At 71.3% G+C, this 26,998-nt stretch carries 26 protein-coding genes; 14 read left to right on the top strand and 12 right to left on the bottom strand.

Annotation, left to right across the window (positions count from 1 at the left end):
• The first annotated feature begins 77 nt into the window (after positions 1-77).
• A complete protein-coding gene (locus C8250_RS22665; RefSeq protein WP_138351212.1) occupies positions 78-653 on the top strand; it encodes a TerD family protein in 576 nt (191 codons plus the stop codon).
• Between the two features lie 124 nt (positions 654-777).
• On the opposite strand, the gene C8250_RS22670 is transcribed toward C8250_RS22665, so the two are convergent.
• Positions 778-2,184, bottom strand: coding sequence for an MFS transporter (locus tag C8250_RS22670; protein WP_138351338.1), 1,407 nt, complete (start codon positions 2,182-2,184; stop codon positions 778-780).
• Between the two features lie 197 nt (positions 2,185-2,381).
• Here C8250_RS22670 and C8250_RS22675 point away from each other — a divergent pair, with 197 nt between their 5' ends.
• On the top strand, positions 2,382-2,819 hold the full coding sequence (locus C8250_RS22675) for a MarR family transcriptional regulator (RefSeq protein ID WP_138351339.1): 438 nt from the start codon (positions 2,382-2,384) through the stop codon (positions 2,817-2,819).
• Positions 2,820-2,856: 37 nt separating this feature from the next.
• Here the strand turns inward: C8250_RS22675 and C8250_RS22680 are convergent, their stop codons facing one another.
• Positions 2,857-3,504, bottom strand: a complete 648-nt coding sequence (locus tag C8250_RS22680; protein ID WP_138351213.1) for an NAD(P)H-dependent oxidoreductase — start codon at positions 3,502-3,504, stop codon at positions 2,857-2,859.
• Positions 3,505-3,640: 136 nt separating this feature from the next.
• Between C8250_RS22680 and C8250_RS22685 the strand changes: the two genes are divergently transcribed.
• The gene (locus tag C8250_RS22685) at positions 3,641-4,078 is read left to right on the top strand and encodes a helix-turn-helix domain-containing protein (protein ID WP_138351214.1); all 438 of its coding nucleotides are present in this window, start codon (positions 3,641-3,643) and stop codon (positions 4,076-4,078) included.
• 58 nt (positions 4,079-4,136) lie between these two features.
• Here the strand turns inward: C8250_RS22685 and C8250_RS22690 are convergent, their stop codons facing one another.
• The gene (locus C8250_RS22690) at positions 4,137-6,713 is read right to left on the bottom strand and encodes a SpoIIE family protein phosphatase (RefSeq protein WP_244809295.1); all 2,577 of its coding nucleotides are present in this window, start codon (positions 6,711-6,713) and stop codon (positions 4,137-4,139) included.
• Between the two features lie 241 nt (positions 6,714-6,954).
• Between C8250_RS22690 and C8250_RS22695 the strand changes: the two genes are divergently transcribed.
• The 3 genes from C8250_RS22695 to C8250_RS22705 all read left to right on the top strand — a co-directional run bounded on the left by C8250_RS22695 (position 6,955) and on the right by C8250_RS22705 (position 9,836).
• Entirely contained in the window at positions 6,955-8,400 is a 1,446-nt protein-coding gene (locus C8250_RS22695; RefSeq protein WP_138351215.1) for a DUF2252 domain-containing protein, read from the top strand.
• A 198-nt stretch (positions 8,401-8,598) separates the two neighbouring features.
• Positions 8,599-9,393, top strand: a complete 795-nt coding sequence (locus tag C8250_RS22700; RefSeq protein ID WP_138351216.1) for a hypothetical protein — start codon at positions 8,599-8,601, stop codon at positions 9,391-9,393.
• A 110-nt stretch (positions 9,394-9,503) separates the two neighbouring features.
• Positions 9,504-9,836: a rhodanese-like domain-containing protein gene (locus C8250_RS22705; protein ID WP_138351217.1), complete on the top strand. Its 333-nt coding sequence runs from the start codon at positions 9,504-9,506 to the stop codon at positions 9,834-9,836.
• Between the two features lie 14 nt (positions 9,837-9,850).
• Here the strand turns inward: C8250_RS22705 and C8250_RS22710 are convergent, their stop codons facing one another.
• The 6 genes from C8250_RS22710 to paaA all read right to left on the bottom strand — a co-directional run bounded on the left by C8250_RS22710 (position 9,851) and on the right by paaA (position 14,678).
• Positions 9,851-11,005 (bottom strand): acyl-CoA dehydrogenase family protein, encoded by a 1,155-nt coding sequence (locus C8250_RS22710; protein ID WP_138351218.1) that lies wholly within the window; start codon positions 11,003-11,005, stop codon positions 9,851-9,853.
• Positions 11,006-11,090: 85 nt separating this feature from the next.
• A complete protein-coding gene (locus C8250_RS22715; RefSeq protein WP_164295651.1) occupies positions 11,091-12,146 on the bottom strand; it encodes a 2Fe-2S iron-sulfur cluster-binding protein in 1,056 nt (351 codons plus the stop codon).
• Positions 12,147-12,710 carry a 1,2-phenylacetyl-CoA epoxidase subunit PaaD gene (gene paaD, locus C8250_RS22720; protein WP_187144950.1) on the bottom strand — a complete coding sequence of 188 codons (564 nt, stop codon included), beginning with the start codon at positions 12,708-12,710 and terminating at the stop codon, positions 12,147-12,149.
• Positions 12,704-13,420 carry a 1,2-phenylacetyl-CoA epoxidase subunit PaaC gene (gene paaC / locus C8250_RS22725; protein ID WP_138351219.1) on the bottom strand — a complete coding sequence of 239 codons (717 nt, stop codon included), beginning with the start codon at positions 13,418-13,420 and terminating at the stop codon, positions 12,704-12,706. The genes paaD and paaC overlap by 7 nt, the downstream gene beginning before the upstream one ends.
• The gene (gene paaB / locus C8250_RS22730; protein WP_138351220.1) at positions 13,417-13,707 is read right to left on the bottom strand and encodes a 1,2-phenylacetyl-CoA epoxidase subunit PaaB; all 291 of its coding nucleotides are present in this window, start codon (positions 13,705-13,707) and stop codon (positions 13,417-13,419) included. The genes paaC and paaB overlap by 4 nt, the downstream gene beginning before the upstream one ends.
• Complete coding sequence (gene paaA, locus C8250_RS22735; RefSeq protein WP_138351221.1) at positions 13,704-14,678, bottom strand: 1,2-phenylacetyl-CoA epoxidase subunit PaaA; 975 nt, start codon at positions 14,676-14,678, stop codon at positions 13,704-13,706. Before paaA ends, paaB begins: the two co-directional genes overlap by 4 nt.
• Before the next feature lie 189 nt (positions 14,679-14,867).
• Between paaA and C8250_RS22740 the strand changes: the two genes are divergently transcribed.
• Both C8250_RS22740 and C8250_RS22745 read left to right on the top strand, forming a co-directional pair.
• A complete protein-coding gene (locus C8250_RS22740) occupies positions 14,868-15,701 on the top strand; it encodes a DUF5819 family protein (RefSeq protein ID WP_232484882.1) in 834 nt (277 codons plus the stop codon).
• Between the two features lie 62 nt (positions 15,702-15,763).
• Complete coding sequence (locus C8250_RS22745) at positions 15,764-17,050, top strand: HTTM domain-containing protein (RefSeq protein WP_138351342.1); 1,287 nt, start codon at positions 15,764-15,766, stop codon at positions 17,048-17,050.
• On the opposite strand, the gene C8250_RS22750 is transcribed toward C8250_RS22745, so the two are convergent.
• Positions 17,047-17,871, bottom strand: a complete 825-nt coding sequence (locus tag C8250_RS22750; protein WP_138351222.1) for an RNA methyltransferase — start codon at positions 17,869-17,871, stop codon at positions 17,047-17,049. The genes C8250_RS22745 and C8250_RS22750 overlap by 4 nt on opposite strands.
• Before the next feature lie 137 nt (positions 17,872-18,008).
• Positions 18,009-19,685 (bottom strand): phenylacetic acid degradation protein PaaN, encoded by a 1,677-nt coding sequence (gene paaN / locus C8250_RS22755; RefSeq protein WP_138351223.1) that lies wholly within the window; start codon positions 19,683-19,685, stop codon positions 18,009-18,011.
• A gap of 121 nt (positions 19,686-19,806) precedes the next feature.
• On the opposite strand from paaN, the gene C8250_RS22760 reads away from it, so the two are divergent.
• Genes C8250_RS22760 through C8250_RS22770 form a run of 3 tightly spaced genes read left to right on the top strand, consistent with a single transcriptional unit; the run spans position 19,807 to position 22,743 of the window.
• The gene (locus C8250_RS22760) at positions 19,807-21,309 is read left to right on the top strand and encodes a 3-hydroxyacyl-CoA dehydrogenase (RefSeq protein ID WP_138351224.1); all 1,503 of its coding nucleotides are present in this window, start codon (positions 19,807-19,809) and stop codon (positions 21,307-21,309) included.
• A gap of 8 nt (positions 21,310-21,317) precedes the next feature.
• Positions 21,318-21,920, top strand: a complete 603-nt coding sequence (locus C8250_RS22765; protein WP_138351225.1) for a TetR/AcrR family transcriptional regulator — start codon at positions 21,318-21,320, stop codon at positions 21,918-21,920.
• 58 nt (positions 21,921-21,978) lie between these two features.
• Complete coding sequence (locus C8250_RS22770; protein ID WP_138351226.1) at positions 21,979-22,743, top strand: alpha/beta hydrolase; 765 nt, start codon at positions 21,979-21,981, stop codon at positions 22,741-22,743.
• Positions 22,744-22,821: 78 nt separating this feature from the next.
• Here C8250_RS22770 and C8250_RS22775 read toward each other — a convergent pair whose 3' ends face one another.
• Positions 22,822-23,304: an Lrp/AsnC family transcriptional regulator gene (locus C8250_RS22775; RefSeq protein WP_138351227.1), complete on the bottom strand. Its 483-nt coding sequence runs from the start codon at positions 23,302-23,304 to the stop codon at positions 22,822-22,824.
• Positions 23,305-23,465: 161 nt separating this feature from the next.
• Here C8250_RS22775 and pdhA point away from each other — a divergent pair, with 161 nt between their 5' ends.
• Genes pdhA through C8250_RS22790 form a run of 3 tightly spaced genes read left to right on the top strand, consistent with a single transcriptional unit; the run spans position 23,466 to position 26,997 of the window.
• Complete coding sequence (gene pdhA / locus C8250_RS22780) at positions 23,466-24,632, top strand: pyruvate dehydrogenase (acetyl-transferring) E1 component subunit alpha (RefSeq protein WP_138351228.1); 1,167 nt, start codon at positions 23,466-23,468, stop codon at positions 24,630-24,632.
• Complete coding sequence (locus C8250_RS22785; protein ID WP_138351229.1) at positions 24,629-25,651, top strand: alpha-ketoacid dehydrogenase subunit beta; 1,023 nt, start codon at positions 24,629-24,631, stop codon at positions 25,649-25,651. Before pdhA ends, C8250_RS22785 begins: the two co-directional genes overlap by 4 nt.
• A complete protein-coding gene (locus tag C8250_RS22790; RefSeq protein ID WP_138351230.1) occupies positions 25,651-26,997 on the top strand; it encodes a dihydrolipoamide acetyltransferase family protein in 1,347 nt (448 codons plus the stop codon). The genes C8250_RS22785 and C8250_RS22790 overlap by 1 nt, the downstream gene beginning before the upstream one ends.
• The last annotated feature ends 1 nt before the right edge of the window (position 26,998 follow it).

A 26,998-nucleotide genomic window follows, 5' to 3' on the forward strand; every position in this document is an offset into this window, starting at 1 on the left:
GTGGTGTCCGTTGGAGCTATTGGGCAAAGGAATCGTCAAGCGGCGCGGCCCGCGCCGGATTGAGCAGGGAGTCCATCATGGGTGTCAGCCTCTCCAAAGGCGGCAATGTCTCGCTGACGAAGGAGGCCCCCGGACTGACGGCGGTCACCGTCGGCCTGGGCTGGGACGTGCGCACGACGACCGGCACCGACTTCGACCTGGACGCGAGTGCGCTGCTGGTCGATACGACCGGCAAGGTTGTCTCGGACAAGCACTTCATCTTCTTCAACAACCTCAAGAGCCCGGACGGTTCTGTCGAGCACACCGGCGACAACCTCACGGGTGAGGGCGAGGGCGACGACGAGGCCGTCAAGGTCAGCCTCGCGACCGTTCCGCCCGAGGTCGACAAGATCGTGTTCCCGGTCTCGATCTATGAGGGCGAGAGCCGTCAGCAGAGCTTCGGCCAGGTCCGCAACGCGTTCATCCGTGTGGTGAACCAGGCGGACAACAACGAACTGGCTCGTTACGACCTCACCGAGGACGCCTCCACCGAGACCGCGATGGTCTTCGGCGAGCTGTACCGCAACGGCGCGGAGTGGAAGTTCCGGGCCGTCGGCCAGGGCTACGCCTCGGGGCTGCGCGGTATCGCGCAGGACTTCGGCGTCAACCTCTGACCTCGGCGTCACCTGCGGAAGGGCCGCGCGACGACTGTCGCGCGGCCCTTCTGTGTCTGCCGTGTCTTCGGCGTCTGCTCCGTCTGCAGCGTTCGCCGTGTCCGCGGTGTTCGCCGGTGGACTCCTAGGCGGGCTGGTCGGCGGGCGCGTTGACCGTGGCCGGGCCGGAAGCCGCGAGCTGCGGCCGGGTGTGGCGGGCCGGGATGAAGGCCGCGATCAGCAGGGCGGCGAGGCCGGCCCCGCAGGCGATCGCGAACGCGACGCGGAAACCGTTCAGCGTGGGCAGCGGCATGCCGCCGAACGGATGCGTCATATGGGCGAGCACCACACCGACGACCGCGCTGGAGACCGAGGTGCCGATCGACCGCATCAGGGTGTTGAGGCCGTTGGCGGCCGCGGTCTCCGACAGCGGCACGGCGCCCATGATCAGTGCGGGCATGGCGGCGTAGGCGAGCGCGATGCCGGTGCCGATCACCGCCGATACCAGGATGACCTCCCAGACGGTGTCCATCAGGAACAGCCCCATGGCGTAACCGGCGGCGACCACCGTCACGCCCAGCATCAGCGAGGTCTTCGGGCCGCGGGCGGCCGAGATCCGCGCCGACAGCGGGGAGATCACGATCATCACCAGCCCGGCGGGCGCCAGGCACAGCCCGGCCGCGACCATCGACTGGCCGAGACCGTAACCGGTCGCCTTGGGCAACTGCAGGAGCTGCGGAAGCACGATCGACATCGCGAAGAGGGCGAACCCGACCAGGACCGACGCGAGGTTGGTGAGCAGCACCTGGGGGCGGGCGGTGGTCCGCAGATCCACCAGCGGCGCGGTGGTCCGCAGCTCGAAGGTGCCCCAGCCGAGCAGGATCAGCACGGCGGCGCCGAGCAGTCCGAGGGTGGTGCCGCTGCCCCAGCCCCAGTCGCCGCCCTTGGACACCGCCAGCAGCAGGCAGACCAGCCCCGCCGAGAGCCCGACCGCACCGGGGAAGTCGAACCGTGCGGGGGTGCGCACCGTCGACTCGGGGACCAGGAAGAAGATGAGCGCGGCGGCCGCCGCCCCGAGCCCGGCCGAGCACAGGAACAGCGAGTGCCAGTCGAAGTGCTGGGCGATCGCCGCGGCACCCGGCATGCCGAGCGCCCCGCCGATGCCGAGCGAGGAGCTCATCAGGGCCATCGCGGAGCCCATCCGCTCCTTGGGCAGCTCGTCACGCATGATGCTGATGCCGAGCGGGATGACGCCCATCGCGCCGCCCTGGAAGGCCCGGCCGACCACCATCGGGAGCAGCGAGGTGGTGAAGGCGCAGATCAGCGAGCCGATGATCAGCAGGCCGAGGCTGAAGAGCAGGATCCGCCGCTTGCCGTACATGTCGCCGAGCCGGCCCATGACGGGGGTGGCGACCGCGCCGGCCAGCAGGGTGGCGGTGATCACCCATGAGGCGTCGGAGGCGGAGGCGTGCAGCAGCTTGGGGAGTTCGGGGATCAGCGGGACCACGAGGGTCTGCATGACCGCCACGACGATGCCCGCGAACGCGAGCACCACGACGATGGAGCTGCCCCGGTCGCGGGCCACTGGATCGGATATCTGGGGCACGTGTACCGCCTCCGGGTGAAGTTGTTGATGTGCACGATACACAGGCTGTGTATCGTGCACATTGCGTCCCTCGTGGGTACGCGCGGCGCGCAGGACGCGGTGACATAGGAGGCAGTGTGCTGGAGCGACTCGAACGGGAGTTGATGCTTGTCGCCCGGCACCAGGTGATGGCCCGCCGGGACCCGGCGGGCGGGCGGCTGGAGAAGTCCGCCTATCTGCTGCTGACCAGGATCGAAGCGGACGGCGCGATGTCCATCGGACAGCTCGCGGAGGCCTTCGGCCTCGACACCTCGACGGTCAACCGGCAGACGGCGGCGCTGCTGCGGGCCGGGCTGGCGGAGCGCGTCGCGGATCCGGACGGCGGAATGGCGCGGAAGCTGCGGATCACCAGTGCCGGCAAGGACCGGCTGACAGCCGACCGGGCGGTCCATCTGGAAGGCCTGGGCTGGGTGCTCGCGGACTGGACGCCGCGGGAGATCGGGCAGTTCGAGGACGTACTCACCCGGTTCAACCGCAGCATCGAGGCGCTGGAGGGACGCGAATGGCCCCGCCCGGAATCGGGCGGGGCCAGCGGCGCGTAACGGGTGACACGTAACGCAGACGGCAGGGCGAGGGGCCTCAGGCTGCCAGGCGGACGGCGAGTGCCTTGGCCTTGGAGACCGCTTCCTCGTGGGCGCGGGTGCGCGACGCGTCGGCCAGGTCCCGGAGGTCGGCCATCTCCGGCTTCACATGAGCGAGCGTCAGCTCAGGGACGATGAAGTCGACTTCGAGGCCGAGCATGCCGGTGAGGACCTTCTCCAGGTAGTTCGAGGCGAACTCGAAGCTCTCCCGCGGGGTGCCGGCGGCGTACGAACCGCCGCGGGCGGTCACGACCGTGACCGGGGTGCCGGCCACCGTGGACCCCTCGCCGCCGGTGCGGCCGATGATGATCACCTGGTCCAGCCATGCCTTGAGGCTGGAGGGGATCGTGAAGTTGTACATCGGGGTGCCGATCAGCACCGCGTCGGCCCGCTCCAGCTCCTCGGCGAGGGTCTCCCGCAGAGCGTGGGCGGCCCGCTGCTCGGGGGTGTGGTCGGCCGCCGGGACGAAGGACGCCGTGATGGCGTCGGCGGTGAGATGGGGGAGCGGATCGGCCGCGAGGTCGCGGTAGATCACGGTGCCGTCCGGGTGCTGCGCCTCCCATTCCTTGCGGAAGGTCGCGGCGACCTCGCGGGAGACGGAGCCCTCGTGGAAGGCGGAGGAGTCGATGTGCAGCAAGGTGGGCATGGGAATGCCTCCACTCTCGGAAGACGGGGCGAACGTCGCGCCACCGTGGGCGTCTGCGTTCTTTCGTATGTAGCTATTGATATCACAGTAGCTTACTTTTCTGCAGTAGCAAGTGGGACGGCAGTACGCTGTACCCATGCAACGGGGACAGCAGGCGCAGGCAGAGCTCGGGGCCGAGGTGTGTACGGGCGTCGACATCGCGCTCACGCGCGTCTTCGAGCTGCTGGGAAAACGGTGGACCGGGCTGATCGTGGCCGTCCTCACCCAGCGGGCGGCGTACTACGCCGACCTGCGGAGAGCCCTCCCCAAGATCAGCGAGCGCATGCTGTCGGACCGGTTGAGCGAGCTGGTCGACGCCGGACTGGTCGTCCGTGAGGTCGACGAAGGCCCGCCGCTGCGCGTGACCTACCGGCTCACCGAGGCCGGCCTCGGTCTCGGCCCGGCCCTGCACGAGCTGGGCCAGTGGGCCGAGACGTATCTGCTGGGCGGCATCGACGCAGCGGGCGACCCGGCCGGGCCGTGCGCGGGCGCGCACGCCAGCCCCTCCCGGCCCCAGCAGCCCGAGATCTGCTGAACGACCCGGCGCGGTCGCACCGGTCCGGGAGTCGAAGTCCCGTCCCGAAGCCGAAGTTCTAGCCCGGCAGCGGGAGTTCGAACCAGACGACCTTGCCGACCGCCTTGCGGCTCGTACCCCAGCGCCGCGACAGATGCGAGACGAGCGCGAGGCCGCGCCCCTCCTCGTCGTCCGCGTCGGCCCGCCGCAACTGCGGCAGGTTGTGATCGTCGTCGCTGACCTCGACCAGCAGCTTGCCGACGTTCATCAGCCGCAGCTGGACGTCGTGCGACGCCACCCGCAGCGCATTGGTGACCAGCTCGCTGACCAGCAGTTCCGTGACGTCCATGAGCCGGTCGAGACCCCAGATGCCGAGCTGCTGCCGGGTGAGCTCACGCGCGGTGCGGACCTCCGCGTCGTCCATGCGCAGCGTCCACTGGGCGACGTCCTTGGAGGCGATGCCCTCGAACCGGGCGACGAGCAGGGCGACATCGTCCCGCCGGTCCTCGGAGTGCAGCCGGCTGAGGATCTGCGCGCACACGTCCTCGGGGGTCTGCTGCGGCTCGATGACATTGGCACACAGGGCGGCAAGACCCGCGTCTATCCCCTGGCCGCGGACCTCGACCAGGCCGTCCGTGCACAGCACCAGCCAACTGCCGTCCGGCACCGGGATCTCGACCGTCTCGAACGGCACGCCCCCGACGCCGATCGGCGCTCCCTTGGGGATCTGCAGCAGCTCGCTGACCCCGTCGTGGCGGGCCAGGACGGGCGGGATGTGACCGGCGTTGGCGAGGGTCAGATTGCGGTGGATCGGGTCGTAGACCGCGTAGACGCAGGTGGCGAGGTGTTCGGGGCCCAGCCGGTGCGCGAGGTTGTCGAGGTGCCGCAGCAGCTGCGCCGGCGGCAGGTCGAGGGCGGCCATGGTGATGACGGACGTGCGGAACTGGCCCATGACGGCGGCGCTGATCAGGCCGTGCCCCATCACATCGCCGACGATGAGCGCGACACGGCCGCCCGGGAGCTGGATCGCGTCGAACCAGTCGCCGCCGACCTGCGCCTGGCGGTCGCCCGGCATGTAGTGGTGCGCGATGCGCACGCCGGGGATCTTGGGCGGCCGGGTCGGCATCATGCTGCGCTGCAGCGTCGCGGCGGCCCGGGACTCGAAGCGGTGCAGCCGGGCGTTGTCGAGGTGGACGGCGCCGCGGGTGACGATCTCGCCGGCGGTCGCGGCGTCCTTGGCGTCGAACGGGCGCCGGTTCGGCTGGCGCAGGAAGCACATCCGGCCGAGGACCGTACCGCGCGCGGTGAGCGGGACCACGACCATGGAACGGCCGGGCAGCAGCGGGCCGAGGGCCGGCACGCCCAGGTCGAGCGCGAGGTCCTGGGCGAGCCCCGGTTCGATGACGGGGACGAGCAGCGGCTCGCTCAGGCGGGGGGTGATGTCGTCGGCGGAGAGGGTGATCAACTCGCCCTCCGGGACGGCGCTGTCCCAGGCGCCGGGCGGCCCGTGCAGGGCGACGGCGACCCGGCGGAGCAGGACGGTGTCGGACGGCCGGTCGTCCTTCGGCAGCTCGGTGTCGGAGAACAGCTGGTCGACGATGAGGATCGCCGCGAAGTCCGCGAAGCGCGGGACGGTCACGGCGCACAGCTCGCGTGCGGTGGTGTCGAGATCGAGGGTGCTGCCGACCTTGGTGCCGGTCTCACGGAGTAACGCGAGCTGTTCGTCCAGCACATGGCCGGGAGCGGGCGTCGCGAAGACCGGTACGGCGGGGAGGGCGGTCAGGCCGTCGGCGCCGGTGCGTACCCCGGTGGTCCGGCCCATGGCGGAGTTGCCGGCCGAGTTCCCGGCGGCCGGTGCGACTGTCGTCTCGACGGACGTTCCGGAGCCCGAACGGGGTGCGGGGAGCAGCTCCCGGCGGTTGGTGCGGGCCGGGCGCAACGTTCCGCCATCGGCCTCGTACTCCCTGGGCAGGACCGGGAGTTCCGTGCTGCCGTCCACCCGCAGGACGGGGTAGCCGAGCGGGACGACCTGCCGCATGATCCGTTCGAGGCGGCCGGCGCTCACCCGGGGCAGCACGATGCCGAGCCGGTTGGTCAGCTGCCGGGCGTGCGCCAGGTCGGGGACGGGCGCGAGCTGGGCGGAGACCGAGATGCCCTCGCGGGCCTCGCGCGCCGGCTCCTCCGCGGCGTACGGCAGCAGGCGGTCGCCGAGGGCGATCCGCAGCGAACCAGCGCGCAGTGGCTTGGCGTTGGCGGCGATGGCCAGCAGGCTGCGGCCGGCGGGTTCCATGATCCGGTACGTCCACCACAGCACGTCGCGAACGGTGCCGTCCCGGTCGGTGGTGGCGAGCGAACCGGCCCAGGCGGGGTGGGTGAGGTCGTCCAGCAGATCGAGGGTGTCCTCGTGCGGAGCGCCGGAGGCGGTCAGCAGCCCGGAGGCACGATGGCCGAAAACGCCTTCCCAGCGGTGGCCGAAGAGCTCCTCGGAGCCGCGGTTCCAGTAGGAGACGCGGCCGTCGGGATCCACGCAGATGACGGCGAGCCGCAGGAGCGCGGCCACCCCGGTGGTGGCCAGCGGCGCCGCGGCGGAGCCGTTGCCGGCCGCGGTGCCGGCTGTGCTGCCGCTGCCGTTTCCGGAGGCAGAGTCGACGGACACGTCCATCTCCGTCTTCGCTTCCGCGCCGGCGGCCGAACCCTTGGACGGGCTTTTGGCCGTATCGGCGGACTGGGAAAGCCGGGTCATCTCGTTCAACGTCGTGCACCTGCGGTTCGGCGCTGAGTAGGGTCCTGGCTCAAGGCAAGCACGAAACTTCGGGCGGGGTCGACCAAATGGCCAGATTGCCCCCAGTGGTGGGGTAAGTGGCATCGGGGCGTCCGCTCGCTGACGGGGAGAGCGCATGAGCGAGTTGAGGGTGCCGCGGACCACGGGGTTCGCGCGCTGGCCGCACGAGGCCACGGCGAGGACCGCGGGCAAGGCGCTGCGGGGCCGGGTGCCCCGGTCGGCACACGACCAGCTGCCGGCCGGCGGTGACCGGCCGGGCCCGCTGGGGGCGCTGGAGGCGTCGAATTCCGGCCGGATCGAAGCGCTGATACCGCTCCGCGTCGGACGGATGGCGGCGAGCCCGTTCTCCTTCCTGCGCGGTTCCGCGGGGCTGATGGCGGCCGATCTCGTCGACACCCCGGTGACCGGTGTCGGCGCCCAGATCTGCGGTGACGCGCACGCCGCGAACTTCGGCCTCTACGGCGACGCCCGCGGCCGGCTGGTCATGGACATCAACGATTTCGACGAGACGCTGCTCGGCCCGTGGGAATGGGATGTGAAGCGGCTCGCGGCCTCGCTGGTGCTCGCCGGGCGGGAGGCGGGCGCGTCCGAGGACATCTGCCGGTCGGCGGCGTACGACGCGGTCGGCGCGTACCGGCGCACCATGCGGCTGCTGGCCAAGCTGCCGGTGCTGGACGCGTGGAACGCCATCGCGCACGAGGAGCTGGTCGCGCACGCGGACGCGCGCGATCTGCTGGGCACGCTGGAACAGGTGTCGGCCAAGGCGCGGAAGAACACCAGCGCGAAGTTCGTCGCGCGGTCGACCGAGCTGCTGGAAGACGGCGGACGGCGCTTCGTCGACGCGCTGCCCGTGCTGCGGCGGGTGCCGGACGCGGAGGCCGCGGCGGTCGCCGGAGCGCTGGACGGCTATCTGCGGACGGTGTCGGAGGACCGGCTGCCGCTGCTCGCGCGCTACGCGGTGCACGATGTGGCGTTCCGGGTGGTGGGGACCGGCAGCGTGGGGACCAGGTCGTACGTGGTGCTGCTGCTCGACCACCTCGGGGAGCCGCTGGTGCTCCAGGTGAAGGAGGCGCGGGCGTCCGCGCTGCGGCCGTACGTGGCGAAGGCCGGATTCGACACCGCGGAGGCGGATGCCGCCTCCAGCTCCGCGCGCGGCTCGCACGATGCGCACGGCTCGCACGGTGCGCACGAGGGCCGGCGGGTGGTGCTCGGGCAGAAGCGGATGCAGGTGGTCAGCGACATCCTGCTGGGGTGGACGTCCGTGGACGGGCTGCCCTACCAGGTGCGCCAGTTCCGGAACCGGAAGGGGAGCGTGGATCCGGCGTCGCTGGAGGCGGGGCTGATCGACGACTACGCGCGCATGACCGGGGCGCTGCTCGCGCGGGCGCACTCGCACAGCGCGGATCCGCGGCTGATCGCCGGGTACTGCGGCAAGAACGAGGAGCTGGACACGGCGATCACGTCCTTCGCGGTGGCGTACGCGGACCGCACGGAGGCCGATCACGCGGAGCTGCTCGGCGCGATCAGGACGGGGAAGGTCGCGGCGGAACTCGGAATCTAGGGCGTCGGTCCTGGCTCGGTCCTGGCTCGGACCTGCCTCGGTTGCGGTCCGATCCGGTCCGAGCCGGTCTTGATCCGGTGCGAAACGGAATCTTTCGGGGGCGCGGAAGGGGTGTGGGGCCCGGCGGTACGGCTCCGGGGCATGGCTTCGGTGCCGGGCCCCGGGACGGGGGGCCGCCGGAATCCGTACGCTGTGCGGGTGACGAACCCGGAAGCGGAACAGGTGGATCAAGCGGCCTCCCAGCGGTTGGCGAAGGCGGTGCGCGCCGCTGAGCAGGCGCTCATCGAGTTCGAGATCGCGGTGGAGACCTTCCGGGTCGAGGTGGACAACTTCTCCCGGCTGCATCACCAGCGGCTCGGCCCGATGTATGCCCGGCTGGACGAGCTGGACGCCCTGATCGCGGAGGCGGTGGCGGCGAACAGCGGCGACCGTGAGGACATCGAGCGGGCCTGGGAGGCCCGCGCCCTCGTCATGCCCATGCCGGGCATAGAGGAGCTCTTCGAGGGGATGCTCGGCCAGGACGGTGTGCGGCCGGTCGAGGACCCCAATCCGCCGCGCCGGGTGCGGCCGGGCAAGGAGGCGCAGCGGCTCTACCGCGAGCTCGCCCGCAAGGCGCACCCGGACCTGGCGCAGGACGAGGCGGAGAAGGAGCGGCGCAGCGTCTTCATCGCACGGGTCAACGAGGCCTACGCGGACGCCGACGAGGACCGGCTGCGCGAGCTGGGGGCGGAGTGGGAGGCCGGGCCGGTGCTCGAGGAGGAGCTGCCGACCGAGGCGGAGGTGCTCTACGCCCGGCTGGAGTGGCTGGCCGAACGCAAGGAGGCGCTGTCCGTGATCGCCACGGATCTGGACGGCAGCGCGATCGGGCAGATGATGAAGCTGTCCCCCGACGATCCTGACGGGCTGCTCAACGAGATCGCCGAGCAGCTGCTGGAACAGGTCGGGGCGCGGGAGGCACGGCTCGCCGAGCTGGTCCGGCCCGCTGAGGGCTGAGGTAGTTTTCTCAGGTCCGCTGTGTGTGTCGTGCGCGCTGAGCCCGCTGAACGCGAGCTGAGCCCGCGCCGAGCCCGTGCTGAGCTCGTTGTGCCGAGGAGGCCCTTCCCATGTTCAACTCCCAGCTGCCCGCCGTCGACGCCGCCGGTGTTCCGGCCGATGGCATCCTGCTGGACGTCCGGGAGAACGACGAGTGGGCGGCCGGGCACGCGCAGCACGCCCTCCACATCCCCATGGGCGAGGTCGTGAGCCGGATCGCCGAGGTGCCGGACGGCGGCACGGTGCATGTGGTCTGCCGGGTCGGCGGACGGTCGGCGCAGGTCGCCCAGTACCTGATCGCCCAGGGCGTCGACGCGGTGAACGTGGACGGCGGGATGCTCGGCTGGGAAGCGGCCGGGCGGCCGCTGGTGTCGGACGGCGGCGGCCCGGCCTTCGTCCTGTAGCAGGCCCCCAGGCCTCAGCCGAGCGGGTGGGCGGCGATCAGGTCGCCCAGGACCTCCTCGTGGGCGGCGGCGGGACCGAGCGACAGCTCCAGCTGCTTGGCCCAGGCGTGGTAGCGGTGCAGCGCGTAGTCGGTGTCCGCGCCGAAGCCGCCGTGCAGGTGCTGCGCGGTCTGCACGACCCGCCGTACGCCCTCCGACGCCCAGATCTTCGCGACCGCGACATCGCCGGTGAAGGGCAGCGCGCCGGGGGTGTCGATGCTCAGCCGCCAGGCGGCCTGCCAGAGGGTGGCCTCCATCGCCCGCAGGTCGATGTAGCGGTCGGCGGCCTGCACCGCGACCGCCTGGAAGGTCGCGATGGGGTACCCGAACTGCTCACGCTTGCCGGCGTAGGAGCTGGTCATGCCGAGGACCGCCTCGCCGAGGCCCAGAGCCAGGGCGCAGGTGCCGGTGGCGAGCACATTGCGCAGCCACTCCCAGCTGCCGTCCGCGGTGATGACGTCATCGGCCGGGATCCGTACCCCGTCGAACGTGATCTCGGCGAACCGCTCACCGCTGGTGGAGACCTGCTCGGCGAGCGTGACGCCCTCGTGGAGCCGGGGGACCACCGCGATGACCGGCCGGCCCTCGGTGGTGTGGGCCGGCACCAGGATGTGATCGGCCTGCTGCGCCCATGGGACGGCCGTCTGCACCCCGTCGAGCAGCCACTGGCCCGGCTCCTCGGTCCCGTCGTCCTGGTGCTGCCGCGCCTGAACGGAGAGCTCGGCCCCGTCATGGCCGGTGCGGCCGTTGGCGGCGACGGTGAGGACGACCCCGCCGCTGCCCGCCGCCGGAAGCAGCCGGGCGCGCAGCGCCGCGGAGCCGTAGGTCTGTACGGCGAGCCCGGCGGCGTAGGTCTCCAGCAGCGGCACCCGGGCGAGCACCTTGCCGGCCTCACGCAGCACGAGGCACAGCGCCATCGGGTCGAGACCGGCGCCGCCGTAGGTGCCGGCCAGGGCGAGGCTCAGCAGATCGCTGTCCGCGAGCTTGCGCCAGAGGGCGCGGTCGAAGTCCTCGGCGACGGCCCCCTGGGTCAGCGCGGGGCTGGGGACCGAGTCCGGCGCGACTCCCGAGAACACGGCCCGCGCCGCCTCGACCGCCGCCAGTTGCTCCTCGGTGAAGCTGAAGTCCACTGCTAGCCCCTCCCACCGCTACGGTCCCTGACAGTGCGTCAGGTTAGAACACGTTCTAGTGAGAGGGAATAGCGGGGGACCACCGTTACGCGTCGAAGTCCAGCTCCACCCGGTCGGTGAGCGGATGCGACTGACAGGCCAGCACATAGCCGGCCTCGGTCTCGTCGGGCTCCAGCGCGAAGTTCCGGTCCATCCGCACCTCGCCCGACACCAGCCGGGCCCGGCAGGTCCCGCACACCCCGCCCTTGCAGGCGTACGGGGCGTCCGAGCGGTTGCGCAGCACCGTCTCCAGGACGGACTCGCCGCCCTCGGACGGCCAGCTCCCGCCGCGCCCGTCGAGCGTCGCGGCGACCACACTGCCGACCGCGGCCGGGGTCCGGGCGGGGCCGGTCACCGGGCCGTCGTCCACATGGAAGATCTCCTGGTGGATCCGGGACCGGTCCACCCCGAGTCCGCGCAGCGCCTGCTCGGCTCCCCGCACCAGCCCGAAGGGGCCGCACAGGTACCACCCGTCCACCGTCTCCACCGACAGCAGCGCGGGCAGCAGGGCGGTCAGCCGCTCCTGGTCCAGCCGGCCGGACGGCAGCCCGGCCTGCTGGTCCTCGCGGGACAGCACGTTCACCAGCTGGAGCCGGTCCGGATAGCGGTCCTTGAGGTCGGCGATCTCCTCCAGGAACATCGTCGAAGCGGCCGTCCGGTCGCTGCGCACCAGACAGAAGCGGGCCGACGGCTCCCGCCCGAGCACGGTGGCGATGTGGGAGAGCACCGGCGTGATGCCGCTGCCGCCGACCACGGCCGCGAAGTAGCCGGGGCGCGGATCGAGGATGAACCGGCCCATCGGCGGCATGACGTCCACCAGGTCGCCCACCGCCAGCTCCTTGTGGGCGTACACCGAGAACTCACCGTCCTCGACCAGCCGCACGCCGACCCGCAGGCTCTCCGGCCCCCCGGGCCCGGGAGCCGGGTCGCAGACCGAGTACGTCCGCCGGATCTCGGAGCCGTCCACGAACCGGCGCACCGCGAGGTGCTGGCCTGCCGCGAAGCGGTACGTCTCGCGCAGGGGGGCCGGCACGTCGAAGGTCACGGTCACCGAATCGTCCGTGAGCCGCTCGATCCCGGTGACCCGGAGCGGATGGAACATTCACAACTCCTTGAAGTGGTCGAACGGTTCGCGGCAGCTCTCGCAACGGCGCAGGGACTTGCACGCGGTGGAGGAGAACCGGCTCAGCACGGTGGTGTCCACCGAGCCGCAGTGCGGGCAGCGCACCGACAGCTCGAGCGGCACCGGGCCGCCGCTGCCGACCGGGCGCGGCGGCGCTATGCCGTGCTCGGCGAGCTTGCGGCGCCCCTCGGCGCTGATCGCGTCGGTCGACCAGGCAGGCGACAGCACCGTACGGACGGACACCTCGGCCATACCGTGCTCGCGCAGGACCTGGGTGATGTCGGTGACCATCGTGTCGATGGCCGGGCAGCCGGTGTAGGTCGGCGTCAGCTGCACCTCGACGCGGCCGGGGCCGACCAGCTGCAGACCGCGCAGCACTCCCAGCTCGGCGAGGGAGAGCACCGGCAGCTCCGGGTCCGGGACCGAGCCCGCGAGCCGCAGCAGCTCCGCCTCCAGCACGCCGTCCGGCGTGCCCGCGGCTATCTCGTCGGCCGGAGCGCCGCCCGGAGCGCCGTCGGTCACTGTGCCGCCGCCGGTCACCATGTCGCACCCGGGTGGGCACGGTGCAGGTGCTGCATCTCGGCGAGCATCCGGCCGAACGACTCGGTGTGGATGCCCTGTCTGCCGGCGCCCGCCGACCAGGACGTCACGTCCGGTCCTTCCGGCATCGTCAGCGTGGCCTGCCGGACGACGGCCGATACCCGCTCCAGCCAGGGCTCGCGCAGCGCGCCGAGGTCGGTGCCCAGCCCCTCCACGGGCTGGAACAGTTCGCCGGTGAACCGCCACAGGGCGTCCAGCCCGCGCTGCATGCGCTCATGGCTCTCGGCCGTGCCGTCGCCGAGCCGCAGCGTCCACTGCCGGGCGTGATCATGGTGGTAGGCGACCTCCTTCACCGCCTTCGCGGCCAGCGGCGCCAGCTCGCTGTCGCCCTGGGCCAGCTCCGTGTAGAGCAGCTCCTGGTACGTCGAGAAGTACAGCTGGCGGGCGATGGTGTGCGCGAAGTCGCCGTTCGGCTGCTCGACGAGCTGGACGTTGCGGAAGGCGCGTTCCTCCCGGCCGAAGGCCAGCTCGTCCTCGTCGCCGACGAGGGAGAGCAGCACCCGGGCCTGGCCCAGCAGGTCCAGCGCGATGTTGGCGAGCGCGACGTCCTCCTCGAGGACCGGTGCGTGTCCGGCCCACTCCCCCAGTCGCTGGGCGAGCACCAGGGCGTCGTCACCGAGAGGCAGCGCCGTGCTGACGAGTACCGGGTTCACAGGTGCCGCACCCCTTCCGGGATCTTGTAGAAGGTCGGGTGCCGGTACGGCTTGTCCCCCGCCGGCTCGAAGAACGAGTCCTTCTCGTCCGGCGACGAGGCGGTGATCTGCGTGGACGGGACCACCCAGATCGACACGCCTTCGGCACGCCGGGTGTAGAGGTCTCGTGCGTTGCGCAGCGCCATCTCCGCGTCGGGCGCGTGGAGGCTGCCCGCGTGGCTGTGGCTGAGCCCGCGCCGGCTGCGGACGAAGACCTCCCACAGCGGCCAGTCGTTGGCAGTCATCAGCGCACCTCTCCGTGCTCGGTTCCCTGCTTGGCCGCGTATGCCGTGGCCGCTTCCCTGACCCAGGCGCCCTGCTCATGGGCGGTGCGGCGCTGGGTTATCCGCTGTTCGTTGCACGGCCCGTTGCCGCGCAGCACCTCGTGGAACTCGGTCCAGTCGATGTCCCCGAAGTCATGGGCGCCGCGCTCCTCGTTCCACCGCAGGTCGGGGTCGGGGAGGGTGAGCCCGAGCACCTCGGCCTGCGGGACGCAGATGTCGACGAAGCGCTGCCGCAGCTCATCGTTGGAGTGCCGCTTGATCTTCCAGGCCATGGACTGCTCGGAGTGCCCGGACTCGGTGTCCGGCGGGCCGAACATCATCAGCGACGGCCACCACCAGCGGTCCACCGCGTCCTGCGCCATGGCGTGCTGCGCTTCGGTGCCCCGGCTGAGCGCCAGCAGCAGCTCGTACCCCTGCCGCTGGTGGAAGGACTCCTCCTTGCAGATCCGCACCATGGCCCGTGCGTAGGGCCCGTACGAGCAGCGGCACAGCGGCACCTGGTTGGTGATCGCGGCGCCGTCCACGAGCCAGCCGACCGCTCCGACATCGGCCCAGGTCAAGGTGGGGTAGTTGAAGATCGACGAGTACCGCTGGCGGCCGGCGTGCAGTTTGTCGAGCAGCTCGTCACGGCCGACGCCGAGGGTTTCCGCGGCGCTGTAGAGATACAGCCCGTGCCCGGCCTCGTCCTGCACCTTGGCCATCAGGATCGCCTTGCGGCGCAGCGAGGGCGCGCGGCTTATCCAGTTCGCCTCGGGCTGCATTCCGATGATCTCGGAATGGGCGTGCTGCGCCATTTGGCGGATAAGCGTGGCGCGGTACGCGTCGGGCATCCAGTCACGCGGCTCGATCCGCGAGTCTTCGGCGAGTGCCGACTCGAAAGCGGCGAGAAGACCGGCCTGCGGTGCCGCCTCCTCGACCGTGGCTGCCGTGGTCATGTGTGCCCCCTACGTTGTCCCGCTCCGGCTCAACCGACCGACCGATCGTTCGGTTCAATGGTCGGTCGAGCGCCTTAGGGTGTCAAGGCCATCCCGGCGGCTGTGGATAACCCAGTACGGTCACCGGTGGCGCGAGGGCATGAGTAGCGTTCCGTGCGGAAGCGGAGCGCGGTGAGGAACGGGGAGACCATGGAGCCACCTGAGAGGCCGGAACCGGGGACGGGACCGGGCACGGATCCGGGAGCGGGCGCCGGTCCGGTGGCGGCGGCCGGGGCCGGCGACAGGGCCGTCGACAGCTCCGGAGACGCGGCCGGGACCCGGACGGACGGCGAGGCCGGAGCGGACGCGGGTACGGACGCGGAAGAGGCCTCCGACGAGGCTGCCGAAACGGGGCAGCTGCCGTCCTTGTCCACCGGATCCTGGGTCGTGGTCTCGCTCGCCGTCGCGGCTGTCGCGGTCGGCGTCGTCTTCCACCTCGCCATGGTGTTCCTGCACGTCGCGCCGTCGAACACGGCCAGCAAGGAGTACCAGTCCACGGTCGACTCGTACATCTACCCCGAGTTCGAGCAGAACTGGAAGCTCTTCGCGCCCGACCCGCTGCAGCAGAACATCCACGTGCAGGCGCGCGCCGAGGTGCGCAGCCCCGGCGGCCGGCTGCAGACGACCGGCTGGGTCGACCTCACCGCGGTCGATCTGACCGGCATCCGGCACACCGTCGCCCCCAGCCACACCCGGCAGAACGAGCTGCGCCGCGCCTGGAGCTTCTACACCTCCTCGCACGGCGCCAACAACACACCCACCGGTGTGCGCGGCCAGCTCAGCCAGGAGTACGTGCAGCGGATCGTGGAGAACCGGTTCGGTCCCCAGCTGAACGGCGGTGACGTCGTCCGCGTGCAGGCCCGCTCCGCGACCGTGTGGGTCGCTCCGCCGTCGTGGACCGACGCGAAGCCCAACAACGAGACGCAGTACCAGGAGACGCTCTGGTGGTCGGTGGCCACCTCCGGACAGGAGAAGGCCTCGTGAGCGCTCGCAAGGATCTGCCGCCCTCCCCCTTCGCGGGGCTCGGCGGCACGCTCGACACCGGGCTGACCCGTGGTCTGGCCCGGATCACCAATACCGCTGTGGGGCCGTACCAGAGCGCGGTCGTCCGGATCGGCTTCTCGCTGACCTGGCTGCTCTTCCTGCTGCGTGAGTGGCCGCACCGGGCGGAGCTGTACGGCCCCGACGGCGTGTGGACCTGGGGCATGGCCCAGCGGCTGATGGCCGACAACGGCACCGGCGCGTTCAGCGTGCTGATGTGGACCGACAGCCAGCTCTGGTTCGAGGTGGTCTACGCGGGCTCGATCATCGCGAGCCTGCTGCTGCTGCTCGGCTGGCGGACCCGTACGGCCTCGCTGCTGTTCATGGTCGGGGTGCTGTCGCTGCAGAACCGCAGCATCTTCATGGGCGACGGCGGCGACAACGTCATCCACCTGATGGCGATCTACCTCGTGCTGACCCGCTGCGGCCAGGTCTGGTCCCTCGACAAGCGACGGGCCGACCGGCTGCTGGAGCGGACGAAGGACCGGACGCGGGACCTGACCCCGGAACGCGCCGAGAAGCCGGACCCGGACCTGACCGGCGTGGTCCTGTGGTCGCTGCTCGGCGCCGCGCTCGTCGTCATCACCCTGCTGGGGAAGCTCGGCCAGTTCTGGGGGCCGGCCTTCTGGGGCTTCTGGCTGGCGCAGGCGGCCTGGTGGGCGGTGCGGCGCTACGCGGCCGGCGAGCCCCGCAAGGTGCTGGACATCCTCGCCAACATCGTCCACAACGGCGGCATGCTCGTGATCGTCGTCGAGGTCTGCCTGATCTACGCGACGGCCGGCTGGTACAAGATCCAGGGCTCCCGCTGGCAAGACGGTACCGCGCTGTACTACCCGCTGCACCTGGACGACTTCACCCCCTGGCCCGAGCTCTCGCACGCCCTCGCCGGTGCCGGTCTCATCGTCATGGCGATCACCTACGGCACGGTGATCGTGCAGGTCGCCTTCCCCTTCACGCTCTTCAACCGCCGGGTGAAGAACGTGCTGCTCGTCGCGATGATCATCGAGCACGCCTCGATCGCGATCGTGCTCGGCCTGCCGTTCTTCTCCCTCGCGATGATCGCCGCCGACGCGGTCTTCCTGCCGACGAACTTCCTGCGCTGGGCGGGCAGCCGGATCGCCGGTCTGGTGCCGAGCGGTCTGCGCGGCCAGGCCGGCCCCCGCACCGGTGACCCGCGTGACCAGGATCAGGACCAGGTACGGGAGTTGGGTACGACGATCGGGCGGCCCGCCACCGAGCCGCAGCTGGCTCATGGCGAACCCGGTGGTGCGGGAGACGGCTACCGCGTCTAGGGCCGGACAGGCCCTGGATACGTCCTGGATACGTCCTGGGACAAGCCCTGGATACGGCCGGTGCCCGGGGCGGGCAGCCAGTGGTAGAGCGCCATCGCCACCGTGGTGGCCAGGTTGAAGCTGGAGACGTGCGGGCGCATGGGTACCGCGATCAGTTCGGTCGCCCGCCCGCGCATCTCCGGCGAGATCCCGTGCCGCTCCGAGCCGAACGCGAGCAGCGCGTCGTCCGGGATCACCGTCGACCGGATGTCCTTCCCCTCCGGATCCAGGACATAGAGCGGCCCGGCCGGCAGGTCGGGGAGGTCCAGCCGTTCGACGGCGGTGGCGAAGTGCAGGCCGGCGCTCGCGCGCACGACGTTCGGGTGCCAGGGGTCGATGTCCCCGGTGGTGACCACCCCGGTCGCACCGAACCCGGCGGCCAGCCGGATCACGGCCCCGATGTTGCCGAGGTTCCGCGGATTGTCCAGGACGACGACGGGTGACTGCCGGGGAGCCGCGTTCAGCGCGGCGAGGTTGGAGCCGGCGCTGGGCCTGACGGCGAGCGCGGCCACACCGGTCGGATGGATCCTCGGCAGCAGCTCGCGCAGCACCTGGCCGGGAACCTCGACGAGGATCGCGCGGAGCCGGTCGGTCACATCGTCCGCGAGCTCCTCGGCGAGCGCCAGGGCGGCGGCCCGGTCACTGGTCAGTGCCAGCCGTACCTCGGCGCCGAAGCGCAGTGCGTGCTTGAGGGCGTGGAAGCCGTCGAGCAGAACGGCACCGGGGGCCGCCTCGCGCCACTGTCGCGCCGCGCGCCCGGCCTCGTCTTCCGCTTCCGTCATGGCCTCAGCGTACGGCTCCGGGAGGGCTGCCCCGCCAGGGCGCTGAGCTGGGCCGGAACCGGTGCTGAACGGGCGGGGGAGCCCCGTCCGGAGTGACAGGGCAACTCGGGACGGGGCCGGATGGGGAGAGGCTCGCGCTATGCGGGCCTGCGCACCTCGATGACCCGGAAGCGCCCGGCCACGAATGCCCCGTCACACAGCGCCGCGTTGGCCGCCGGGTTGCCGCCGGAACCATGGAAGTCGGAGAAGGCCGACGTCTGGTTGACGTACACCCCGCCGGTCAGGTTCAGGGAGAGCTGGGCGCATTCCTCCCAGCACGCCTCCTCCAGCAGCCGCTCGACGTCGGCCGAGGTGGTGTAGCCGCCGACCGTCATGGCGCCCTTCTCCCGGACCGTACGGCGCAGCAGCTCCACCGCGTCGGCCGTGGAGTCGACCGCGACGGCGAACGACACCGGTCCGAAGCACTCCGTCAGATACGCGGCCTGGTCGTCGGGCTTGGCCCCGTCCAGCTTCACCAGCACCGGTGTACGGACCGTCGCGTCCGGGAAGTCCGGGTGGGTGACCGCCCGGGAGGCGAGTGCCACCTCACCGATCGAGGGTGCCGCCTCCAGGCGTGTCTTCACATCCGGGTTGACCAGCGCGCCCAGCAGGGCGTTGGCCCGCGCGTCGTCACCGAGCAGCCCTTCGACGGACGCGGCCAGATCGGCCACCACCTCGTCGTAGCTCCGGTGGCCCGCGTCGGTGGTGATGCCGTCGCGGGGGATGAGCAGGTTCTGCGGGGTGGTGCACATCTGGCCGCTGTACAGGGACAGCGAGAAGGCCAGGTTGCTGAGCATCCCCTTGTAGTTGTCCGTCGAGTCGATGACGACGGTGTTGACGCCGGCCTTCTCGGTGTAGACCTGCGCCTGGCGGGCGTTGGTCTCCAGCCAGTCGCCGAAGGCGGTGGAGCCGGTGTAGTCGATGATGCGGATCTCGGGCCGCACGGCGAGGGTCTTGGCCAGCCCTTCACCGGGCCGCTCGGCGGCCAGCGCGACCAGGTTCGGGTCGAAGCCCGCCTCGGCCAGCACCTCGCGGGCGACCGTGACGGTCAGCGCGAGCGGCAGAACGGCACGGGGGTGCGGCTTGACCAGCACGGGGTTACCGGTCGCCAGGGAGGCGAAGATGCCCGGGTAGCCGTTCCACGTCGGGAAGGTGTTGCAGCCGACCACCAGGGCGACGCCGCGCGGGACGGCCGTGAAGGCCTTCTGCAGCCGCAGCGGGTCCCGCTTGCCCTGCGGTTTGACCCACTCCGCCGAATCCGGGGTGCGGACCTGCTCGGCGTACGCGTAGGTCACGGCCTCCAGGCCGCGGTCCTGCGCATGGGGCCCACCGGCCTGGAACGCCATCGTGAAGGCCTGGCCCGAGGTGTGCATCACCGCATGGGCGAATTCGTTGGTCCTGGCATTGATCCGCGCCAGGATCTCCAGGCACACCATCGCCCGCAGCTCGGGGCCCGCGTCCCGCCACGCGGGGATGCCCGCCCGCATCGCCGGCAGCAGCACCTCGATGTCCGGGTGCGGGTAGTCGACCCCGAGCTCGATCCCGTAGGGCGAGGTCTCGCGTCCGGTCCAGTCGTCGGTGCCGGGCTGGTCGAGCGCGAAGCGCTGCCCCAGGAGAGCGTCGAACGCGGCCTTGCCGTCGGCTCCGTCTCCGTAAGCCTTCGGATGTTCGGGGTACGGCGACCAGAACTCGCGGGTCCTGATCGCTTCGAGTGCCTTGTCGAGAGTGCCGCGATGCCGTTCGATCAACGGGACAGCGGTGAGATCGGCGGCCATGGGGACCAACTCCTCGTCGAGCTGGGCTGGATATGGGAACACCGCTAGATTAACCGAATGTTCGGTCGGTTCAAGAGGGCGGCCGGACCTGTGGACAACTTGGCGAGGAGCAGTCGGCATCATGATCGCGCTTGATCGAACCCGCACCGTTGCTGTCATCGGCGCCGGCACGATGGGCCAGGGAATCGCCCAGGTCGCACTGGTCGCGGGCCATCGCGTGCGGCTCTACGACGCCGCTCCCGGCAGCGCCGAGCGCGGTGCGTCGGCGGTGGCAGCACGGATCGCCCGGCTGGCTGAAAAGGGCCGGATGGACGCGGCCGAACGTGATGCCGCGCTGGCCCGGCTCGCTCCCGCCGCCACCCTCGGCGAGCTCGCCGACGCCGCTCTCGTCATCGAGGCGATCATCGAGGACCTGCCGGCCAAGCAGCGGCTCTTCAGCGAGCTGGAGGACGTCGTCGACGACGCGTGCCTGCTCGCCACCAACACCTCCTCGCTCTCCGTGACCGCCGTCGCCGGCGCTCTGCGCCGTCCCGGACGCTTCGTCGGCCTGCACTTCTTCAACCCGGCGCCTCTCCTCCCCCTCGTGGAGGTGGTCTCCGCCGCCACCACCGACGAGGACGCGGCGGCCACCGTGTACGCGACCGCCGCCGCCTGGGGAAAGTCGCCGGTGCGCTGCACCGACACTCCCGGCTTCATCGTCAACCGGATCGCCCGACCCTTCTACGCCGAGGCGTTCCGCCTCCACGAGGAGGGGGCCGCCGATCCCGCCACCATCGACGCGGTCCTGCGCGAGTGCGGCGGATTCGCGATGGGCCCCTTCGAGCTGACCGACCTGATCGGCCAGGACGTGAACGAGGCCGTCACCCGGTCCGTCTGGGAGTCGTTCTTCCACGACCCCAAGTTCACGCCGTCCCTCGCCCAGCGCCGCCTCGTCGAATCCGGACTGCTCGGCCGCAAGTCGGGGCGCGGCTGGTTCCGGTACGGGGACGAGGACCGGCCGCTCGCGGCGACGGCGGCTCCCGCGCCCGCGCCCGAGCAGGTGACGGTCCTCGGCGCCCTGGGGCCGGCGGCGGAACTCGTCGCCCTCATGGAGGAGGCGGGTATCCACGTCGACCACGAGGAGGGCGGCCCCGGGGCGATCCTCCTGGGTGACGACGACTGGCTCTTCCTCGCCGACGGCTCCTACGCCACCGAGCGCGGCGACAGCGTCATCCACTTCGACCTCGCGCTGGACTACCGGGCCGCCACCCGGATCGCGCTGGCACCCGGCGACACCGCACGGCCCGAAGCGGTCCTGGCGGCCGTCGGGCTGTTCCAGGCGCTGGGCAAGCAGGTCAGCGTGATCGAGGACGTCCCCGGCATGATCGTCGCCCGGACGGTGGCGATGCTCGTGGACCTCGCCGCCGACGCGGTGGCCAAGGCGGTCGCCTCGCCCGCCGACATCGACACCGCGATGCGGCTCGGCGTGAACTATCCGCTCGGTCCGCTGGAGTGGGGCGACCGCCTCGGCGCGCACTGGGTGTGCGAAGTCCTGTCCGAGCTGCACGATTCGTGCCCCGGTGGTCGCTACGCCCCGTCGGCGCTGCTGCGCCGCCGTACGGCGGCCGAGGGGAAGCTGTTCTAATCGTGACCATGGCCGAGCCCCCCAGTCCCCGCGTCAAACGGGACACGTACACCCCCGACACGCTGCTTGCCGTCGCCGTCGAGGTGTTCAACGAGCGCGGCTACGACGGCACCTCCATGGAGGACCTCTCCCGCGCCGCCGGAATCTCCAAGTCCTCGATCTACCACCATGTGCGCGGCAAGGAGGAACTGCTCCACCGCGCCGTCGGGCGGGCCCTGGACGGCCTGTTCGGCATTCTGGAGGAGCCGCGGGCACGCCAGGGGCGGGCGATCGAGCGGCTGGAGTACGTCACCCGGCGCACCGCCGAGGTGCTCATGGAGGAGCTGCCCTACGTCACCCTGCTGCTGCGGGTGCGCGGGAACACCAGCACCGAACGCTGGGCGATGGAGCGGCGCCGGGAGTTCGACCAGCGGGTGTCCGACCTGCTGAAGGCCGCCGCGAGCGAGGGTGATCTCCGCTCCGACATGGACATCCGGCTGGCGACGCGACTGCTCTTCGGCATGATCAACTCCATCGTGGAGTGGTACCGGCCGGACGCCAAGGGTGCGATCGACGGGGAACACGTCGCGGACGCCGCGGTACGCCTGGCCTTCGAGGGGCTGCGCACGTAGCCGAACCGTGAGGTCCAGACCATTGACCTCCGAACGGGGGCGCCGACACCGTCCAGCCATGTATTCAGCTGGACGCACCCGGACCTTCCGCGCGATCGCCGCCACGGCTCTGGCCACCGCGCTTCCCCTGTTCCTGACGGCCTGTGGCGACGACGGCGGCAGCGGTGGCAAGGCGACGGCGGAGCCGTCCCCGACGGTCACGGTGAAGACGTTCGACTGTCTGACCGAGGCCCAGGCCAAGGCCGGCTCGATCACCTTCAAGGACACCGGCGGCAACGCGCTGGACGGCTATCTGGCGGGCACGGGCACCACCGGGATCGTGCTCGCACACCAGTCGGACGGAAACGTCTGCCAGTGGGTCCCCAAGGCGCTCGAACTGGTCAAGAGCGGCTACCGGGTGCTGGCGATCGACTCCAACGGTGACGAGGTGCCCGAGGTCGTCGCGGGTGCCCAGCTGCTGCGCGGCAAGGGGGCGACGAAACTGGTGCTCATGGGCGCCTCCAAGGGCGGCACCTCGGTGCTGACCGCCGCCGCGAAGGTCCAGCCGCCGGCGGACGCCGTCGTCTCGCTCTCCGCGCCCGAGCAGTACGGGCAGATGGACGCGGCGGCCGCGGTCCCGGGGCTGACCGCGCCGGTCTTCTACATGGCGGCGGACGGGGACACCGCGTTCGCGGATTCCACCAAGGCGCTCAGCAAGGCCTCGGTGAAGGCCAAGGAGAACTCGCTGTACATCGTGACCGGGATCCACCACGGCGTCTCGATGCTGGACGACGCCGAGAACTGGGCGAAGGTCACCGCTTTCCTGAAGAAGTACGGCGGCTGAGAGACGCACGGCGGCCACGCGCAGTGGCTGTGTGCAGCGCGCCGATGGACGAGCCGGCCGGGGAGATCCCCGGCCGGCTCAGTCGTCGACCACGAGGTCCGTCTCCTCGAAGACCAGGAGGGTCCGGCTGCCGAGGACCTCCGGTATGGCCTGGATGCGGGTCAGCACGAGCTCGCGGAGGCTGCGGTTGTCCGCCGTGTGCACCAGCATCAACACATCGAAATCTCCGCTTACCAGGGCAATGTGGGCTACACCCGGAAGAGTGAGAAGTGTTTCCCGGACCGTCCGCCAGGAGTTCTGAACGATCTTGAGGGTGATGTACGCCGACGCGCCCTGCCCGGCGCGTTCATGGTCCACCCGGGCGGTGAACCCGCGGATGACGCCGTCCTCGATGAGGCGGTTGATCCGGGCGTAGGCGTTCGCCCGCGAAACGTGCACGCGCTCGGCCACAGAGCGGATCGAGGCACGTCCGTCCTCCTGCAGCAGTCGCAGAATCGTCCGGTCGATGGGATCGAGGGGACGGTTCTGCGGATCGGGCTCGGCCATCTGTTCTCGCGGCATGCCCCCGGACCTCCCTACCATGGACGGACTGGCTCCATTCCAGGCTGTGCAGAACCGTTTGTCCACAGGCTGAACGTACCTGTGGCCAAAATGCCTCCAACAACCGAACAATCGGTTGGGAGGACGCGATCCGTCCTCCAACCTACGAGGAGGTGCTCGCGATGACCGTCATGGACCAGAAACCCGCCCCTGGCCACAGGCATGGGGGACCCCAGCGCCCCCCCATCGACGCCACGCCGCTGCTGCCCGAGACGGAACCGTTCCGGCTGCTGGGCACCCCCGACGCCGCCAAGATCGACCCGGCGCTGCTCACCGAGCTCTACGGCCAGCTCGTGCGCGGCCGTCGGTACAACCGGCAGGCCACCGCGCTGACCCGGCAGGGCCGGCTGGCGGTCTACCCCTCCAGCACCGGTCAGGAGGCCTGTGAGGTCGCCGCCGCCATGGCGCTGCGCCCCCAGGACTGGCTCTTCCCGAGCTACCGCGACACGCTCGCCGTGATCGCCCGCGGTGTGGACCCGGTCGAGGCGCTCACCCTGCTGCGCGGCGACTGGCACACGGGCTACGACCCGCGCGAACACCATGTGGCACCGCTCAGCACCCCGCTGGCCACCCAGCTGCCGCACGCGGTCGGCCTCGCGCACGCCGCCCGCCTCCAGGGCGACGACGTGGTCGCGCTCGCCATGGTCGGCGACGGCGGCACCAGCGAGGGCGATTTCCACGAGGCGCTGAACTTCGCGGCTGTCTGGAACGCGCCGGTGGTCTTCCTCGTGCAGAACAACGGCTTCGCCATCTCCGTACCGCTCGACAAGCAGAGCGCCGCCCCCTCGCTCGCCCACAAGGCGGTCGGCTACGGCATGCCCGGCCGGCTCGTGGACGGGAACGACGCGCCCGCCGTGCACCAGGTGCTCACCGAAGCCGTCGAGCGGGCCCGTTCGGGCGGCGGACCGACCCTCGTCGAGGCGGTCACGTACCGCATGGAGGCGCACACCAACGCCGACGACGCCACCCGCTACCGGGAGGACGCCGAGGTCGAGGCCTGGCGCGAACACGACCCGATCACCCTGCTGGAGCGGGAGCTGAACGGGCGCGGGCTGCTCGACGACACCACGCGGCACGCCGCGGAGGAGGCCGCCGAGAAGATGGCCGCGGACCTGCGCGAGCGGATGAACGCCGAACCGCTGCTGGACCCGATGGACCTCTTCGCCCACGTCTACGCCGAACAGACCCCCCAACTGCGTGAGCAGGCGACCATGCTGCGCGCCGAGCTCGATGCCGAACACGACGGCGGGCAGACCGACCACACCGAGCACGCCGGAGCCGGTTCATGAGCACCGCGACCGCCCCCGCCCCCACCACCGCGCGCAAGCCCGCCACCATGGCGCAGGCGCTCAACCGGGCACTGCGGGACGCCATGGCCGAGGATCCGGCCGTCCATGTACTCGGTGAGGACGTCGGCGCTCTCGGCGGCGTCTTCCGGATCACGGACGGCCTCACCAAGGAGTTCGGCGAGACCCGCTGTACGGACACCCCGCTCGCCGAGGCGGGAATCCTCGGCGCGGCGGTCGGCATGGCGATGTACGGGCTGCGGCCGGTCGTCGAGATGCAGTTCGACGCCTTCGCCTACCCCTCCTTCGAGCAGCTGATCAGCCACGTGGCCAAGATGCGCAACCGCACGCGCGGCGCGCTGCCGCTGCCGATCACGATCCGGGTGCCCTACGGCGGCGGCATCGGCGGTGTGGAGCACCACAGCGACTCCTCGGAGGCGTACTACCTGCACACACCCGGCCTGCACGTGGTCACCCCGGCGACGGTCGGCGACGCGTACGGGCTGCTGCGGGCCGCCATCGCCTCGGACGACCCGGTGGTCTTCCTGGAGCCGAAGCGGCTCTACTGGTCCAAGGACGACTGGAACGCCGACGAGCCGGCGGCGGTGGAGCCCATAGGGCGCGCCGTCGTGCGGCGCCCGGGGCGCAGCGCCACCCTCATCACCTACGGCCCCTCCCTGCCGGTCTGCCTCGAAGCCGCGGAAGCCGCGAAGGAGGAGGGCTGGGACCTCGAAGTCCTCGACCTGCGCAGCCTGGTGCCCTTCGACGACGAGACGGTCGCCGCAGCGGTGCGCAGGACGGGCCGGGCCGTCGTCGTGCACGAGTCCGCCGGATTCGGCGGCGCCGGTGCGGAGATCGCGGCCCGGGTCACCGAGCGCTGCTTCCACCACCTCGAAGCACCGGTCCTGCGGGTCGCCGGCTTCGACATCCCGTATCCGCCGCCGATGCTGGAGCGGCACCATCTGCCCAGCGTCGACCGGATCCTGGACGCGGTCGGCCGGCTCCAGTGGGAGGCGCGCTGATGGCCGTCGTGAAGGAGTTCACCCTCCCGGACCTGGGAGAAGGGCTGACCGAGGCGGAGATCGTCCGCTGGCTGGTGCAGGTCGGCGAGGTCGTCGCCATCGACCAGCCGGTCGTCGAGGTCGAGACGGCCAAGGCCGTGGTCGAGGTCCCGTGCCCCTACGGCGGCGTCGTCACGGCCCGGTACGGCGCGGAGGGCGAATCGCTGGCGGTGGGCCGTCCCCTGATCACGGTGGCGGTCGGAACCGCGGTGAGCTCCGACGCCTCCGGCGCTCCCGCGTCCGGTGACGCCGGCGCAGGTGAGGGATCCGGCAACGTCCTGGTCGGCTACGGCACGACCGCGCCGGGCGCACGCCGCCGCCGGGTCCGGCCGGTCGCGGCTGCCAGCCTGGCTCCGGCTCCGGCTCCGGCTCCGGCACCGGCACCGGCAGCTGTTGTTGAGACCGTGCCGGTCGGTCCGGTGGCGGTCATCTCGCCGCTGGTGCGGCGGATCGCGCGGGAGAACCGGCTCGACCTGCGGTCGCTGACCGGCTCGGGGCCGGACGGGCTGATTCTGCGCGCGGACGTGGAACGGGCGGTCGCCGCGGCGGGTGCCGGCACGGCAGCGGCACCGGTCGCGACAGCACCGGCGGCTACGGCCGGCCCGGCTGCCGACGTGGTGGGGGAGCGGGTGCCGTTGCGCGGGATCCGGGGAGCGGTGGCCGAGAAGCTCAGCCGCAGCCGCCGGGAGATACCCGACGCCACCTGCTGGGTCGACGCCGATGCCACCGAACTGCTCGCGGCCAGGGCGGCCATGAACGCGGGTGGCGGGCCGAAGGTCTCCGTGCTCGCGCTGCTCGCGCGGATCTGCACCGCGGCACTGGCGCGGTACCCGGAACTCAACGCCACCGTCGACACCGAGCGGAACGAGATCGTGCGGCTGCCCGCCGTGCACATCGGCTTCGCCGCGCAGACGGAACGCGGGCTGATGGTCCCGGTCGTCAAGGACGCTCAGGCACGCACCACCTCAGGCCTGTCGGCGGAGATCGGCCGGCTCACCGAGGCGGCCCGCACCGGGCGGCTCACGCCCGCGGATCTCACCGGCGGCACGTTCACCCTCAACAACTACGGAGTGTTCGGTGTCGACGGTTCGACGCCGATCATCAACCATCCCGAGGCCGCGATGCTCGGAGTCGGCCGCATAGCCGCCAAACCCTGGGTCCACCAGGGGGAACTGGCGGTACGGCAGGTCGTCCAGCTGTCGTTCACCTTCGACCACCGGGTGTGCGACGGCGGTACGGCGGGCGGCTTCCTGCGGTTCGTCGCCGACTGCGTGGAGCAGCCGGCCGTGCTGCTCGCCGCGGTCTGAG

The organism is Streptomyces sp. So13.3, from assembly GCF_005860785.2.
In the GTDB taxonomy this organism is placed as follows: Bacteria; Actinomycetota; Actinomycetes; order Streptomycetales; family Streptomycetaceae; genus Actinacidiphila; species Actinacidiphila fildesensis.

Excerpts from the sequence above, each read along its gene's own strand:
- paaN (WP_138351223.1), bottom strand. The coding sequence starts at position 19,685 with ATGGCCGCCGATCTCACCGCTGTCCCGTTGATCGAACGGCATCGCGGC.
- C8250_RS22705 (WP_138351217.1), top strand. The coding sequence starts at position 9,504 with ATGTTCAACTCCCAGCTGCCCGCCGTCGACGCCGCCGGTGTTCCGGCC.
- C8250_RS22785 (WP_138351229.1), top strand. The coding sequence starts at position 24,629 with ATGAGCACCGCGACCGCCCCCGCCCCCACCACCGCGCGCAAGCCCGCC.
- pdhA (WP_138351228.1), top strand. The coding sequence starts at position 23,466 with ATGACCGTCATGGACCAGAAACCCGCCCCTGGCCACAGGCATGGGGGA.
- C8250_RS22775 (WP_138351227.1), bottom strand. The coding sequence starts at position 23,304 with ATGCCGCGAGAACAGATGGCCGAGCCCGATCCGCAGAACCGTCCCCTC.
- paaA (WP_138351221.1), bottom strand. The coding sequence starts at position 14,678 with ATGACCACGGCAGCCACGGTCGAGGAGGCGGCACCGCAGGCCGGTCTT.
- C8250_RS22685 (WP_138351214.1), top strand. The coding sequence starts at position 3,641 with ATGCAACGGGGACAGCAGGCGCAGGCAGAGCTCGGGGCCGAGGTGTGT.
- C8250_RS22750 (WP_138351222.1), bottom strand. The coding sequence starts at position 17,871 with ATGACGGAAGCGGAAGACGAGGCCGGGCGCGCGGCGCGACAGTGGCGC.
- C8250_RS22695 (WP_138351215.1), top strand. The coding sequence starts at position 6,955 with ATGAGCGAGTTGAGGGTGCCGCGGACCACGGGGTTCGCGCGCTGGCCG.
- C8250_RS22675 (WP_138351339.1), top strand. The coding sequence starts at position 2,382 with ATGCTTGTCGCCCGGCACCAGGTGATGGCCCGCCGGGACCCGGCGGGC.
- paaD (WP_187144950.1), bottom strand. The coding sequence starts at position 12,710 with ATGGTGACCGGCGGCGGCACAGTGACCGACGGCGCTCCGGGCGGCGCT.
- C8250_RS22790 (WP_138351230.1), top strand. The coding sequence starts at position 25,651 with ATGGCCGTCGTGAAGGAGTTCACCCTCCCGGACCTGGGAGAAGGGCTG.
- C8250_RS22665 (WP_138351212.1), top strand. The coding sequence starts at position 78 with ATGGGTGTCAGCCTCTCCAAAGGCGGCAATGTCTCGCTGACGAAGGAG.
- C8250_RS22760 (WP_138351224.1), top strand. The coding sequence starts at position 19,807 with ATGATCGCGCTTGATCGAACCCGCACCGTTGCTGTCATCGGCGCCGGC.
- C8250_RS22770 (WP_138351226.1), top strand. The coding sequence starts at position 21,979 with ATGTATTCAGCTGGACGCACCCGGACCTTCCGCGCGATCGCCGCCACG.
- C8250_RS22715 (WP_164295651.1), bottom strand. The coding sequence starts at position 12,146 with ATGTTCCATCCGCTCCGGGTCACCGGGATCGAGCGGCTCACGGACGAT.
- C8250_RS22765 (WP_138351225.1), top strand. The coding sequence starts at position 21,318 with ATGGCCGAGCCCCCCAGTCCCCGCGTCAAACGGGACACGTACACCCCC.
- C8250_RS22740 (WP_232484882.1), top strand. The coding sequence starts at position 14,868 with ATGGAGCCACCTGAGAGGCCGGAACCGGGGACGGGACCGGGCACGGAT.
- C8250_RS22680 (WP_138351213.1), bottom strand. The coding sequence starts at position 3,504 with ATGCCCACCTTGCTGCACATCGACTCCTCCGCCTTCCACGAGGGCTCC.